At 64.4% G+C, this 14,136-nt stretch carries 8 protein-coding genes and 3 rRNA genes; all 11 read left to right on the top strand.

Going from position 1 to position 14,136, the window contains the following annotated elements:
- The first annotated feature begins 18 nt into the window (after window positions 1-18).
- The 11 genes from tyrS to steA all read left to right on the top strand — a co-directional run bounded on the left by tyrS (window position 19) and on the right by steA (window position 14,130).
- Entirely contained in the window at window positions 19-1,308 is a 1,290-nt protein-coding gene (gene tyrS / locus ACEWX3_RS15350; RefSeq protein ID WP_207064771.1) for a tyrosine--tRNA ligase, read from the top strand.
- A gap of 504 nt (window positions 1,309-1,812) precedes the next feature.
- A 16S ribosomal RNA gene (locus ACEWX3_RS15345) occupies window positions 1,813-3,332 on the top strand.
- Window positions 3,333-3,767: 435 nt separating this feature from the next.
- Window positions 3,768-6,881 (top strand): 23S ribosomal RNA (locus tag ACEWX3_RS15340).
- Window positions 6,882-7,008: 127 nt separating this feature from the next.
- Window positions 7,009-7,122 (top strand): 5S ribosomal RNA (gene rrf, locus ACEWX3_RS15335).
- The 16S, 23S and 5S rRNA genes sit together here, the layout of an rRNA operon.
- Before the next feature lie 180 nt (window positions 7,123-7,302).
- On the top strand, window positions 7,303-8,124 hold the full coding sequence (locus tag ACEWX3_RS15330) for a tetratricopeptide repeat protein (RefSeq protein WP_221357808.1): 822 nt from the start codon (window positions 7,303-7,305) through the stop codon (window positions 8,122-8,124).
- Window positions 8,125-9,147: an HAD-IIA family hydrolase gene (locus tag ACEWX3_RS15325; protein WP_207067138.1), complete on the top strand. Its 1,023-nt coding sequence runs from the start codon at window positions 8,125-8,127 to the stop codon at window positions 9,145-9,147.
- Between the two features lie 13 nt (window positions 9,148-9,160).
- Complete coding sequence (locus ACEWX3_RS15320; RefSeq protein WP_286183054.1) at window positions 9,161-9,328, top strand: hypothetical protein; 168 nt, start codon at window positions 9,161-9,163, stop codon at window positions 9,326-9,328.
- A 5-nt stretch (window positions 9,329-9,333) separates the two neighbouring features.
- Window positions 9,334-10,137, top strand: coding sequence for a TlyA family RNA methyltransferase (locus tag ACEWX3_RS15315; protein WP_221357806.1), 804 nt, complete (start codon window positions 9,334-9,336; stop codon window positions 10,135-10,137).
- On the top strand, window positions 10,134-11,066 hold the full coding sequence (locus tag ACEWX3_RS15310) for an NAD kinase (protein WP_207067136.1): 933 nt from the start codon (window positions 10,134-10,136) through the stop codon (window positions 11,064-11,066). The genes ACEWX3_RS15315 and ACEWX3_RS15310 overlap by 4 nt, the downstream gene beginning before the upstream one ends.
- A complete protein-coding gene (gene recN, locus ACEWX3_RS15305) occupies window positions 11,066-12,853 on the top strand; it encodes a DNA repair protein RecN (protein WP_374159867.1) in 1,788 nt (595 codons plus the stop codon). The genes ACEWX3_RS15310 and recN overlap by 1 nt, the downstream gene beginning before the upstream one ends.
- Window positions 12,854-12,945: 92 nt before the next feature.
- Window positions 12,946-14,130 (top strand): putative cytokinetic ring protein SteA, encoded by a 1,185-nt coding sequence (steA, locus tag ACEWX3_RS15300; protein WP_221357804.1) that lies wholly within the window; start codon window positions 12,946-12,948, stop codon window positions 14,128-14,130.
- The last annotated feature ends 6 nt before the right edge of the window (window positions 14,131-14,136 follow it).

Genomic DNA, 14,136 nt, shown 5'->3' with positions numbered 1-14,136 from the left:
TACGGAAAGATCGACGGCGTGGGTAGCGACATCCTTGACGAACTGGAATGGCGTGGTCTGATCGCTCAGTCCACCGATCGCGCCGCCCTCGCCGAAGCCATGGCCGGCGGGCCGCTGACGGTGTACTCCGGGTTCGACCCGACGGCGCCGAGCCTGCACGCCGGGCATCTCATCCCGCTGCTGACGCTGCGCCGCTTTCAGGCGGCCGGCCACCGGCCCATCGTGCTGGCCGGCGGAGCGACCGGGATGATCGGCGATCCGCGCGACGTGGGCGAGCGCACACTGCAGACCGCCGACATCGTCGCCGAGTGGGCCGGTCGCATCCGGGGACAGCTGGAACGATTCGTGGAGTTCGACGATTCGCCGAGCGGCGCCCTGGTCGCCGACAACCTGTCGTGGACGGGTGAGTTGTCGGCGATCGAGTTCCTGCGCGACATCGGCAAGCACTTCTCGGTGAACGTCATGCTCGACCGCGACACGGTCCGGCGCCGGCTCGAGGGGGAGGGTATCTCCTACACCGAGTTCAGTTACATGCTGTTGCAGGCCAACGACTTCGTCGAACTCCATCGACGTTACGGCTGCACCCTGCAGATCGGCGGTTCGGATCAATGGGGCAACATCATCGCGGGCGTTCGGCTGGTACGGCAGAAGGCCGGCGCCACCGTGCATGCGTTGACCACCCCGCTGGTCACCGACTCCGAGGGCAAGAAGTTCGGCAAGTCCACCGGCGGCGGAAGCTTGTGGCTGGACCCCACGATGACGAGCCCGTACGCCTGGTACCAGTACTTCGTCAACACCGCCGACGCCGACGTCATCGCCTATCTGCGATGGTTCACCTTCCTCAGCGCCGAGGAGCTGGCCGAACTGGAGCAGGCGACTGCCGAGCGGCCGCACGAACGTGCCGCCCAGCGTCGGCTGGCACGTGAGCTCACCAACCTCGTGCACGGTCCGCAGGCCACGGCCTCGGTCGAGCACGCCAGCCAGGCGTTGTTCGGTCGCGGCGAGCTCACCGACATGGATGAGGACACGCTGGCCGCAGCGCTGCGCGAGGCGGGCAACAACGAGGTGGCGCAGTTGGTCCCGGGAGGGCCCGACGGCATCACCGATCTCTTGGTCGCCAGTGGTCTGTCGGCAAGCAAGGGTGCGGCTCGGCGCACCATCGCCGAGGGTGGCGTCTCGGTGAACAACGTGAAGATCACCACAGACGACTGGGTGCCGGATTCCTCGGACTTCCTGTTCGGGAAGTGGCTGGTGCTGCGCCGGGGCAAGCGGAACATCGCAGGCGTGCTGCGCGCCGAGCGAGGATGACCACGGTTCACGCTGGTCAGGCTTTGTTGCATCAGACGGGAACAATGCGTGGCGTGCGCGCGTTGAGCATCTTCGGAGTGACCGTCGGAGCGCCCTTGGGGCGATCCCGTCCGCCTGAGGTCTGGGCGGATGCTGGGATTCCGGGTCGAAAGACACGCCCTAGCAGGCGATTTGACTCGGCGTTAGCCCTGACGTAACTTATCGGAGTCGCCGCGACACGGGCCAAAACCCGGAGAGCGCGGCCGACTCCCAAGAGGATGACCACTTCGGTGGAAGTTCTCATCTGCCCGCACGAGAGATCGCGGCTTTACGCCGCGGCCTTCTTGCGCGGTCGGACGGGTGTGTTGTTTGAGAACTCAATAGTGTGTTTGGTGGTTTTTGTTTGTTGTTTTTGTTCACCTCTTTTTCCCGTTTAGGGGTGGATGTTTTTTTGATGCCAGATTTTTCTGGTTGCTTGGTCAGATTTTTCTGATTCGGATTCTGCCCGGTTTGTCCGGGGGTTTTTGTTTGGAGAGTTTGATCCTGGCTCAGGACGAACGCTGGCGGCGTGCTTAACACATGCAAGTCGAACGGAAAGGCCCTTTCGGGGGTACTCGAGTGGCGAACGGGTGAGTAACACGTGGGTGATCTGCCCTGCACTTTGGGATAAGCCTGGGAAACTGGGTCTAATACCGAATATGATCATCGGCTTCATGGTCGGTGGTGGAAAGCTTTTGCGGTGTGGGATGGGCCCGCGGCCTATCAGCTTGTTGGTGGGGTAATGGCCTACCAAGGCGACGACGGGTAGCCGGCCTGAGAGGGTGTCCGGCCACACTGGGACTGAGATACGGCCCAGACTCCTACGGGAGGCAGCAGTGGGGAATATTGCACAATGGGCGCAAGCCTGATGCAGCGACGCCGCGTGAGGGATGACGGCCTTCGGGTTGTAAACCTCTTTCGCCAGGGACGAAGCGCAAGTGACGGTACCTGGAGAAGAAGCACCGGCCAACTACGTGCCAGCAGCCGCGGTAATACGTAGGGTGCGAGCGTTGTCCGGAATTACTGGGCGTAAAGAGCTCGTAGGTGGTTTGTCGCGTTGTTCGTGAAAACTCACAGCTTAACTGTGGGCGTGCGGGCGATACGGGCAGACTGGAGTACTGCAGGGGAGACTGGAATTCCTGGTGTAGCGGTGGAATGCGCAGATATCAGGAGGAACACCGGTGGCGAAGGCGGGTCTCTGGGCAGTAACTGACGCTGAGGAGCGAAAGCGTGGGGAGCGAACAGGATTAGATACCCTGGTAGTCCACGCCGTAAACGGTGGGTACTAGGTGTGGGTTTCCTTCCTTGGGATCCGTGCCGTAGCTAACGCATTAAGTACCCCGCCTGGGGAGTACGGCCGCAAGGCTAAAACTCAAAGGAATTGACGGGGGCCCGCACAAGCGGCGGAGCATGTGGATTAATTCGATGCAACGCGAAGAACCTTACCTGGGTTTGACATGCACAGGACGCCGGCAGAGATGTCGGTTCCCTTGTGGCCTGTGTGCAGGTGGTGCATGGCTGTCGTCAGCTCGTGTCGTGAGATGTTGGGTTAAGTCCCGCAACGAGCGCAACCCTTGTCTCATGTTGCCAGCACGTTATGGTGGGGACTCGTGAGAGACTGCCGGGGTCAACTCGGAGGAAGGTGGGGATGACGTCAAGTCATCATGCCCCTTATGTCCAGGGCTTCACACATGCTACAATGGCCGGTACAAAGGGCTGCGATGCCGTGAGGTGGAGCGAATCCTTTCAAAGCCGGTCTCAGTTCGGATCGGGGTCTGCAACTCGACCCCGTGAAGTCGGAGTCGCTAGTAATCGCAGATCAGCAACGCTGCGGTGAATACGTTCCCGGGCCTTGTACACACCGCCCGTCACGTCATGAAAGTCGGTAACACCCGAAGCCGGTGGCCTAACCCTTGTGGAGGGAGCCGTCGAAGGTGGGATCGGCGATTGGGACGAAGTCGTAACAAGGTAGCCGTACCGGAAGGTGCGGCTGGATCACCTCCTTTCTAAGGAGCACCACGAGAATAGGTGTGGCAGTGGGCCATACCTGATGCCGTGAGGAACCCTTTGCCTGTAGTGGGCGGGGTTTGGTGCACAACGAACATGTCGTGTCGGTGGGGAAAGCCGGCGCGCGAAAAGACTTGCCAGACACACTATTGGGCTTTGAGACAACAAGCCCGCGGGTCTGCTGCGTTGGTGGCAGATGCCGGCTCTTGGCCTCCTCGAGTTTGTGGGGGTTGGGGGTTCTTGTTGTTGCCCCGCTTTGGTGGTGGGGTGTGGTGTTTGATTTGTGGATAGTGGTTGCGAGCATCGAAGAGGTGCCGGTGTCCGTGTTTGTGCGGGCGTGGTTCCTCTTCATGTAATGCAAATTTTTCTGATATCCGCATGCAGTCCTGCTTTTGGTGGGGGTGTGTGTGGGTGACTCATTTTTTGGTTTTGTGTTGTAAGTGTTTAAGGGCGCATGGTGGATGCCTTGGCACTGGGAGCCGATGAAGGACGTGGGAGGCTGCGTTATGCCTCGGGGAGCTGTCAACCGAGCGTGGATCCGAGGATGTCCGAATGGGGAAACCCGGCACGAGTGATGTCGTGTCACCCGGCACTGAATACATAGGTGTCGGGGGGGAACGCGGGGAAGTGAAACATCTCAGTACCCGTAGGAAGAGAAAACAAATAGTGATTCCGTTAGTAGTGGCGAGCGAACGCGGAGGATGGCTAAACCGTGTGCATGTGATACCCGGCGGGGGTTGTGTGTGCGGTGTTGTGTTTCTTCTCTCATCCGCCGATGAGGGCAGGAGTCAGAAACTGATGGGTTAGTTGAAGTGGCCTGGGATGGTCTGCCGTAGTGGGTGAGAGCCCCGTAAGCGAAAATCTGTCAGCTCCTGTGGAATGTTCCCCGAGTAGCAGCGGGCCCGTGGAATCTGCTGTGAATCTGCCGGGACCACCCGGTAAGCCTGAATACTTCTCAGTGACCGATAGCGGATTAGTACCGTGAGGGAATGGTGAAAAGTACCCCGGGAGGGGAGTGAAAGAGTACCTGAAACCGTGCGCTTACAATCCGTCAGAGCCCTCGCTTTGCGTGGGGTGATGGCGTGCCTTTTGAAGAATGAGCCTGCGAGTCAGGGACATGTCGCGAGGTTAACCCGGGTGGGGTAGCCGTAGCGAAAGCGAGTCTGAATAGGGCGTATCCACACAACAGTGTGTGGTGTAGTGGTGTGTTCTGGACCCGAAGCGGAGTGATCTACCCATGGCCAGGGTGAAGCGCGGGTAAGACCGCGTGGAGGCCCGAACCCACTTAGGTTGAAGACTGAGGGGATGAGCTGTGGGTAGGGGTGAAAGGCCAATCAAACTCCGTGATAGCTGGTTCTCCCCGAAATGCATTTAGGTGCAGCGTCGCAGTGTTCGTGTTGGAGGTAGAGCTACTGGATGGCCGATGGGCCTCACAAGGTTACTGACGTCAGCCAAACTCCGAATGCCGACACGGTGTAATGCGGCAGTGAGACGGCGGGGGATAAGCTCCGTGCGTCGAGAGGGAAACAGCCCAGATCGCCGGCTAAGGCCCCTAAGCGTGTGCTAAGTGGAAAAGGATGTGCAGTCGCGAAGACAACCAGGAGGTTGGCTTAGAAGCAGCCACCCTTGAAAGAGTGCGTAATAGCTCACTGGTCAAGTGATTGTGCGCCGATAATGTAGCGGGGCTCAAGCACACCGCCGAAGCCGCGGCAGCGTATTCATACGCTGGGTAGGGGAGCGTCCTGCATCCGGTGAAGCAGCAGCGTGAGCTAGTTGTGGAGGGTGTGGGAGTGAGAATGCAGGCATGAGTAGCGATGAGGCAAGTGAGAACCTTGCCCGCCGAAAGACCAAGGGTTCCTGGGCCAGGCCAGTCCGCCCAGGGTGAGTCGGGACCTAAGGCGAGGCCGACAGGCGTAGTCGATGGACAACGGGTTGATATTCCCGTACCCGTGTGTGAGCGTCCCTGATGAATCCGTTCTGCTAACCGCCCAAATGGTGGATCACCAATCCCTTCGGGGTGCGGGGTTCGCCGGCTGCGCGGGACCCGGACGGGTAGTAGTCAAGCGATGGGGTGACGCAGGAAGGTAGCCGTACCAGTCAGTGGTAATACTGGGGCAAGCCGGTAGGGAGAGACATAGGCAAATCCGTGTCTCATATATCCTGAGAGGTGATGCATAGCCGAGTGAGGCGAATTCGGTGATCCTATGCTGTCGAGAAAAGCCTCTAGCGAGCGCACACACGGCCCGTACCCCAAACCAACACAGGTGGTCAGGTAGAGAATACCAAGGCGTACGAGTGAACTATGGTTAAGGAACTCGGCAAAATGCCCCCGTAACTTCGGGAGAAGGGGGACCCACATGGTGTGTAAGCCCTTGCGGCCCAAGCACAAGTGGGTGGCACAAACCAGTGAGAAGCGACTGTTTACTAAAAACACAGGTCCGTGCGAAGTCGCAAGACGAGGTATACGGACTGACGCCTGCCCGGTGCTGGAAGGTTAAGAGGACCCGTTAACCCTTCGGGGTGAAGCGGAGAATTTAAGCCCCAGTAAACGGCGGTGGTAACTATAACCATCCTAAGGTAGCGAAATTCCTTGTCGGGTAAGTTCCGACCTGCACGAATGGCGTAACGACTTCTCAGCTGTCTCAACCATAGACTCGGCGAAATTGCATTACGAGTAAAGATGCTCGTTACGCGCGGCAGGACGAAAAGACCCCGGGACCTTCACTACAACTTGGTATTGGTGCTCGATACGGTTTGTGTAGGATAGGTGGGAGACTGTGAAGCAGCCACGCCAGTGGTTGTGGAGTCGTTGTTGAAATACCACTCTGGTCGTATTGGGCCTCTAACCTCGGACCGTGAAACCGGTTCAGGGACAGTGCCTGGTGGGTAGTTTAACTGGGGCGGTTGCCTCCTAAAATGTAACGGAGGCGCCCAAAGGTTCCCTCAACCTGGACGGCAATCAGGTGTTGAGTGTAAGTGCACAAGGGAGCTTGACTGCGAGACGGACATGTCAAGCAGGGACGAAAGTCGGGACTAGTGATCCGGCACCCCCGAGTGGAAGGGGTGTCGCTCAACGGATAAAAGGTACCCCGGGGATAACAGGCTGATCTTCCCCAAGAGTCCATATCGACGGGATGGTTTGGCACCTCGATGTCGGCTCGTCGCATCCTGGGGCTGGAGCAGGTCCCAAGGGTTGGGCTGTTCGCCCATTAAAGCGGCACGCGAGCTGGGTTTAGAACGTCGTGAGACAGTTCGGTCTCTATCCGCCGCGCGCGTCAGAAGCTTGAGGAAACCTGTCCCTAGTACGAGAGGACCGGGACGGACGAACCTCTGGTACACCAGTTGTCCCACCAGGGGCACCGCTGGATAGCCACGTTCGGACAGGATAACCGCTGAAAGCATCTAAGCGGGAAACCCCCTCCAAGACCAGGCTTCTCACCCTTTTAGAGGGATAAGGCCCCCCGCAGACCACGGGATCGATAGACCAGACCTACACACCTAGCAATAGGCGCAGGGAACTGGCACTAACCGGCCGAAAACTTACAACAACAACAAAACCTCGCAACCACACCACACGGTCAAACAACAACGACCACACCCCACCACCAAAACACGGGGCCCACACACCTCCCCCCACCAAAAAAAGGGGGGCACTCAAAAACGAGTGAATACAGTTACGGCGGTCCATAGCGGCAGGGAAACGCCCGGACCCATCCCGAACCCGGAAGCTAAGCCTGCCAGCGCCGATGATACTACCCACCCGGGTGGAAAAGTAGGACACCGCCGAACACACCTTAAAACCGGTGCCCCCCAACACAGTTGGGGGGCACCGGCATTCGTGCATCATGAGCGGATGTGGCAGCAGTACATTCAGCCCGCGATTTCCTTTTCCGCTTCTCATTACCACCGAAATTGCGTCGCACAATTCGTCAATTGTGAGCCCATCCGCCGAGCCCGTATCCTTTTCTCGTGCCCAATGACAATCAGGGCGGCCGCAGCGACCGCAGACCGCACCGCGGGTCCGACGGCGGCCGGCCGCGGCCCCGCCGCGATCAGCGCCCGGCGCCGCGGCATTCCGGTCCGCAGCGGGCCCGCCCCGCGCAACCCCAGCACGACGCGCAATCCGGCAGCGGCGCACCGCCGATCCCGGCCGAGATCGAGGCCAGGCAGCTCGCGCCGGAGGTGCGCCGCGAACTGACGACATTGGACCGCAGCACCGCCGACTTCGTCGCTCGGCACCTGGTGGCGGCGGGCGAGTTGCTCGACGAAGACCCCGAAGCCGCGCTGGCGCACGCACGGGCGGCTCGGGCCCGTTCGACGCGTATCGCCGCTGTCCGGGAGGCGGTGGGCATCGCCGCCTATCAGTGCGGCGACTGGTCACAGGCGCTGGCCGAGCTGCGGGCGGCACGTCGCATGGGCAGTCGCTCACCGCTGTTGGCCCTCATCGCCGACTGCGAGCGCGGGGTGGGCCGCCCGGAGCGTGCCATCGAACTCGCCCGCAGCGACGACGCCGCCCAGCTCACCGGTGACGACGCCGACGAGCTACGCATCGTCGTGGCCGGTGCCCGTTCGGATCTGGGCCAGCACGAGCAGGCGCTGGCGGTGTTGTCCACGCCGCAACTCGATCCGTCGCGCAGCGGTCAGACGGCGGCTCGGCTGTTCTACGCCTACGCCGACACGCTCCTGACTCTGGGCAGGTCCGAGGAGGCGCTTCAGTGGTTCCTGCACGCGGCGGCTGCCGACCTCGAGGGCGCCACGGATGCCGAAGAGCGCATCACGGAGCTGTCCTGAGTGAGCATCCTTGCCCAGCAGCATGATTGCCTGCTGCTCGACCTCGACGGCACCGCGTTTCGCGGCCATCAGCCGACCCCGGGGGCAGTGGAAACGCTGGCCGGTCTGGACTCTCGGATCCTGTTCGTCACGAACAACGCCTCACGGGACGCGGCCCAGGTAGCCGAGCATCTCAACGAGCTGGGGTTCACCGCCCGCTCAGAAGATGTCGTGACCAGCGCCCAGAGCGCGGCCAGGCTGCTCGCCGATCAGCTGGCTCCGAACGACCGGGTTCTGGTCGTCGGCACCGACGCGCTGGCCGGCGAGGTCAGCGGCGTCGGACTGACCCCCGTGCGTCAGTTCGCCGACGAACCCGTTGCGGTGGTGCAGGGTCACTCGACGGAGACCGGTTGGGCCCAGCTGGCCGAGGCGGCACTGGCCATCCGAGCGGGGGCGTTGTGGGTGGCCGCCAATGTCGACAAGACCCTGCCCTCGGAGCGGGGGCTGCTGCCCGGCAACGGATCGATGGTCGCCGCGCTGCGCACCGCCACCGACGCAGAACCCCAGGTGGCCGGCAAACCGTCGCCGGTGCTGATGGCAGATGCGTTGGCCCGCGGGAACTTCCAGTCGCCGTTGGTGATCGGTGACCGCCTCGACACCGACATCGCCGGCGCCAATGCCGCAGAGCTCCCCAGCCTCATGGTGCTGTGTGGAGTCAACACCGCCGCCGACGTGATCTGGGCTGTTCCGCACGAGCGGCCCGACTACCTCGGCGAAGATCTGCGCGCGCTGCCCACCGACGCCGATACGTTGCGGGTGTCGGCGCACCCCGCGTGGCGGGTCGAGCTCGACGGCTCGACGGTCACGGTTCATGCCACCGGGGAGGACCCCGGGGACAGCCTGTCGGTGGTGCGTGCCGTCGCCGCCGCGGTGTGGGCGGCCGAGGACGACCGGGGCGATCGCCGCGCTTCGATCTCCGGCGCCGACGAAACCGCCCGACAGGCCGTGCAGCGGTGGTCGCTGGCCCCGCCCACGATCGACTAGCGTGAACCCTGAGATGACCAACGATCCCGACCAGATCCGCGCCCAGGTCGCCGAACTGCTGGGTGAGTCGACTGACCCGGCTGCCTCCGATCCGGCCGCCGAGCTGGATTCCCTCGCCGTGCGCCTGGAACAGGCGCACGACCTGCTGGTGCGCGCGCTGGAATCGGTCGAGAAGGGCTGATCCGCGTGACGCGGCGCGCTCGGGTGGACGCCGAACTGGTGCGACGCGGACTGGCCCGGTCGCGTCAGCAGGCCGCCGAACTGATCGGTGCCGGCCGGGTCAGCATCGATGGGATGCGCGCCGCCAAGGCGGCGACGGCGATCCCGCTCAGTGCGAATCTGACGGTCGAAGGTTCCGACGAGCGCAGCTGGGTGTCCCGGGGTGCGCACAAGTTGATCGGCGCCTTGGAGTCCTTCTCGATCGAGGTAGGGGGGCGCCGCTGTCTGGATGCCGGAGCCTCCACCGGCGGTTTCACCGAGGTGTTGCTGGATCGGGGCGCCCGCGAGGTCGTCGCCGTCGACGTCGGTTACGGCCAGCTGGCCTGGGCGCTGCGCACCGACCCGAGGGTGACCGTCATGGAACGCACCAACGTCCGTGAACTGGCCGCCTCGGCCATCGGCGGCCCGGTCGATCTCGTCGTCGCGGACCTGTCCTTCATCTCGCTGGCCACCGTGCTCCCCGCACTGACCGCGTGCGCCGATCCGTCGGCCGATATCGTTCCCATGGTGAAACCTCAGTTCGAGGTCGGCAGGGACCGTGTCGGGCCCGGTGGCGTCGTCTCCGACCCGGCGCTGCGCGTCGACGCCGTAGTCTCGGTGGCCCGGCGCGCCGCTGAACTGGGCTGGTCCGCCGTGGCCGTGGCGGCCAGCCCGCTGCCGGGGCCTGCCGGCAACGTGGAGTACTTCCTGCGGTTGCGCAGGGACGCCGAGCAGCACGACGATGACGTGGAGGCTGCGGTGCGCCGCGCCGTCGACGAGGGGCCGCAGTGACCGGACCCGACACACCCCGCACCATTCTGCTGGTCGTGCACACCGGCCGCGAGGATGCCACCGAGGTGGCCCGCCGCGTCGAAAAGGTGCTGGGCGACAACGGGATATCTCTGCGGGTGCTCTCGGCCGAGGCGGTCGACCGCGGCCCGGTGCATCTGGCCCCCGACGACATGCGTGCGCTCGGCATCGACATCGAGGTCGTCGACGCCGAAGAGCGAGCTGCCGAAGGGTGCGAGCTGGTGCTGGTACTCGGCGGCGACGGCACGTTCCTGCGTGCCGCTGAACTCGCCCGCAACGTGGAAATCCCCGTCCTGGGCGTGAATCTGGGCCGGATCGGGTTCCTGGCCGAAGCCGAGGCCGAGGCGATCGACACGGTTCTGGATCACGTCATCAACCGTGACTACCGCATCGAAGAGCGCATGACCTTGGACATCGTCGTACGTGCCGGCGGGGAGGTGCTCGACCACGGCTGGGCGCTCAACGAGGCCAGCCTGGAGAAGGGCCCGCGTCTGGGGGTGCTCGGCGTCGTCGTGGAGGTCGACGGCCGACCCGTGTCGACGTTCGGCTGCGACGGCGTGCTGGTGTCGACGCCGACAGGGTCGACGGCCTATGCGTTCTCGGCGGGTGGTCCGGTGCTCTGGCCCGACCTGGAGGCGATTCTCGTGGTGCCCAACAACGCCCACGCGTTGTTCGCACGCCCGATGGTGACCAGCCCGGATGCGACCATCGCGATCGAGATCGAGGCCGGTGGCCACGCGGCATTGGTGTTCTGCGACGGCCGCCGCGAGATGGTGGTTCCCGCCGGCGGACGGCTGGAAGTGACCCGGTGCGCCACACCGTTGAAGTGGATCCGCCTGGACAGCGCGCCGTTCACCGATCGCCTGGTGCGCAAGTTCCGGTTGCCGGTCACGGGGTGGCGCGGGCAGTAGTGCTATCCGAGATCCGCATCGAGTCGCTGGGCGCCATCAGCGCCGCGACCGCCGAATTCGACGGTGGGCTGACCGTGCTCACCGGTGAGACCGGCGCAGGCAAGACCATGGTCGTCACCGGGCTGCACCTGCTCGGCGGATCCCGCGCCGACGCGACGAAGGTCCGGTCGGGATCAGACCGTGCCGTCGTCGAAGGCCGTTTCACCACAGCCGAACTCGGTGCGGGGGTGACCGCGCGGGTGGAAGAGATCCTCGACTCCTCGGGCGCCGACCGCGACGACGACGGCAGCGTCATCGCCGCGAGATCGGTCAACCGGGACGGGCCCTCCCGCGCCTACCTCGGAGGCCGCAGCGTCCCGGCGAAGTCGTTGAGCGGATTCACCAACGAGCTGCTGACCCTGCACGGACAGAATGACCAGCTGCGGTTGATGCGGCCCGACCAGCAACGCGCCGCGCTGGACCGTTTCGCCGATGTGACCACGCAGCTGGCTCGGTACCGCCGACTGCGCGACGACTGGCTGGCCGCGCGCCGCGACCTCGAGGACCGGCGCCGGCGTGCTCGGGAACTGGCCCAGGAGGCCGACCGTCTGCACTTCGCGCTCGACGAGATCGACGCGGTGGCCCCCCAACCGGGAGAGGACGACGCGCTGGTCGCCGACATTCGCCGGCTCTCCGAACTGGACGCGGTGCGCGACGCGGTGCAGACCGCGCGGGCCGCGTTGGCCGGCGACGGTGACGATGCGGTGGAGAGCTTCTCGGCTGCCGGCGCGGTCGGGCAGGCCCGCTCGGCGCTGGAGACGAGCAACGATGCCGAGCTCAAAGGGTTCGCCGAGCAACTCAATGCGGCGTTGACGGTCCTGGTCGACGTCTCCGCGGAACTGGGGCGCTACCTGAGTGAACTGCCCTCGGATGCGAGCGCGTTGGAGACCAAGCTGGCCCGCCAGGCTGAACTGCGCACGTTGACCAAGAAGTACGCCGCCGACATCGACGGCGTGCTCGCCTGGGCGCAGGAGTCCCGTGATCGGCTTGCCCAGCTCGATGTGTCCGAAGACGCCCTGGCCGAGCTGGCCCGCCGCGTCGACGCCTTGCAGAGCGAGGTGGCCACAGCGGCGCAGAGCCTGACCAAGGTGCGGGTCAAGGCCGCGAAAGGACTGGCCAAAGCGGTGACCGAAGAGCTGGCCGGGTTGGCGATGGCCGGCGCGCAGTTCAGCATCGCGGTCACACCGCTGCTCGCCCGCGCTGATGACAGCGCCCCGCTGGCGCTGGCGTCGGGGGAGTCGGTGCACGCCGGACGCGACGGGGTGGACGCGGTGGACTTCGGCTTCGCCGCCCACCGGGGCTCGGACCTGCTGCCGCTGAACAAGAGCGCCTCGGGCGGCGAACTGTCGCGGGTGATGTTGGCGCTGGAAGTGGTGCTGGCGGCGTCCACCGAGGGCACGACCATGGTGTTCGACGAGGTCGACGCCGGGGTGGGAGGGCGTGCCGCCGTGCAGATCGGTCGCCGGTTGGCGCGGCTGGCGCGCACTCATCAGGTCATCGTGGTGACGCATCTTCCGCAGGTCGCCGCCTACGCCGACATCCATCTGGTGGTGGATGCCGGTCTCGACGGCACAGGTGGCAGTCGCGGCGGCCGCGCAAAGTCCAGCGGTGTGAGACGCCTCGACGACGAGGACCGCGTCGCCGAGCTGGCCCGCATGCTGGCCGGACTCGGGGAGTCCGACAGCGGCCGCGCACATGCGCGGGACCTGCTCGACGCGGCACGTGCGGACCGGGAGCAACCCGCCTGACCGTGTGACTGGTGTGAAAAGAATAAACTTCTGAGGCTGCTGTTACGGCGCGCCTCCGACGCATCCCGGCTGTCACTGGCCAGAATCGCCGCATGAAGATGTCAGCGTTGCTGTCCCGTAATGCCAGCTCACGCCCGGGTATCACGGGCACCGCCCGCGTTGACCGCGACATCGACAAACTGTTGCGCCGCCTCAGCCCCGGTGACATCGCCGTGATGGACGCGCAGGACCTCGATCGCGTCACCGCCGACGCGCTCGTCGAGGCGAACGTGGCCGCCGTGGTCAACGCGTCGTCCTCGATCACCGGCCGCTACCCCAACCTCGGCCCCGAGGTCCTGGTCGCCAACGGCATCACCCTGGTCGACGAGACCGGCGACGACGTCTTCAAGAAGATCAAAGACGGCGCCCGCATCCGGATCAACGAAGGCGGGCTGTATTCCGGCGACCGCCGCCTGATCCTGGGCACCGAACGCACCGACGCTGACATCCACGAGCTGATGCAGGAAGCCAAGGGAGGCCTGGTCGCCCACCTGGAAGCTTTCGCGGGCAACACCATCGAGTTCATCCGCAGCGAGAGCCCGCTGCTGATCGACGGCATCGGCATTCCCGATATCGACGTCGACCTGACCCACCGGCACGTCGTGGTGGTAGCCGAGGAGCCCTGTGCCGCTGCCGATCTCAAAGCGCTCAAGCCGTTCATCAAGGAGTACCAGCCGGTGCTGGTCGGCGTCGGCGGCGGTGCCGACACGCTCCGCAAAGCCGGTTACCGACCCGCGCTGATCGTGGGTGATCCCGACACCATCAGCGCCGAGGTGCTGCGCTGCGGCGCCCAGGTGATCCTGCCCGCCGACGCCGACGGCCACGCCGCCGGCCTGGAACGCATCCAGGACCTCGGAGTGGGCGCGATGACGTTCCCGGCGGCCGGTTCCGCTGCCGACCTCGCCCTGTTGCTGTGCGATCACCACGGCGCCGCGCTGATCGTCACAGTCGGACACACCGCCTCGATCGAGGAGTTCTTCGACCGCACCCGCCAGCAGAGCAACCCGTCGACCTTCCTGACCCGGCTCAAGGTCGGCGAGAAACTGGTCGACGCCAAAGCCGTTGCCACGCTGTATCGCAGCCGGGTGTCGGGCGGCGCGATCGCTCTGCTGGTGCTGGCGATGCTGGTGGCCGTGATCGCCGCGCTGTGGGTCTCCCGCGCCGACGCCGCGGTGCTGGAGTGGGTCGCCGAGTACTGGAACCGCCTCACCCTCTGGGTGCAGAGCCTGGTCGCCTAGGAGTCC

The organism is Mycobacterium sp. G7A2, from assembly GCF_041902445.1.
GTDB lineage: Bacteria > Actinomycetota > Actinomycetes > Mycobacteriales > Mycobacteriaceae > Mycobacterium.
Note: the sequence above shows the minus strand (reverse complement) of the source record. Positions and strands in the feature narration are given on the sequence as shown.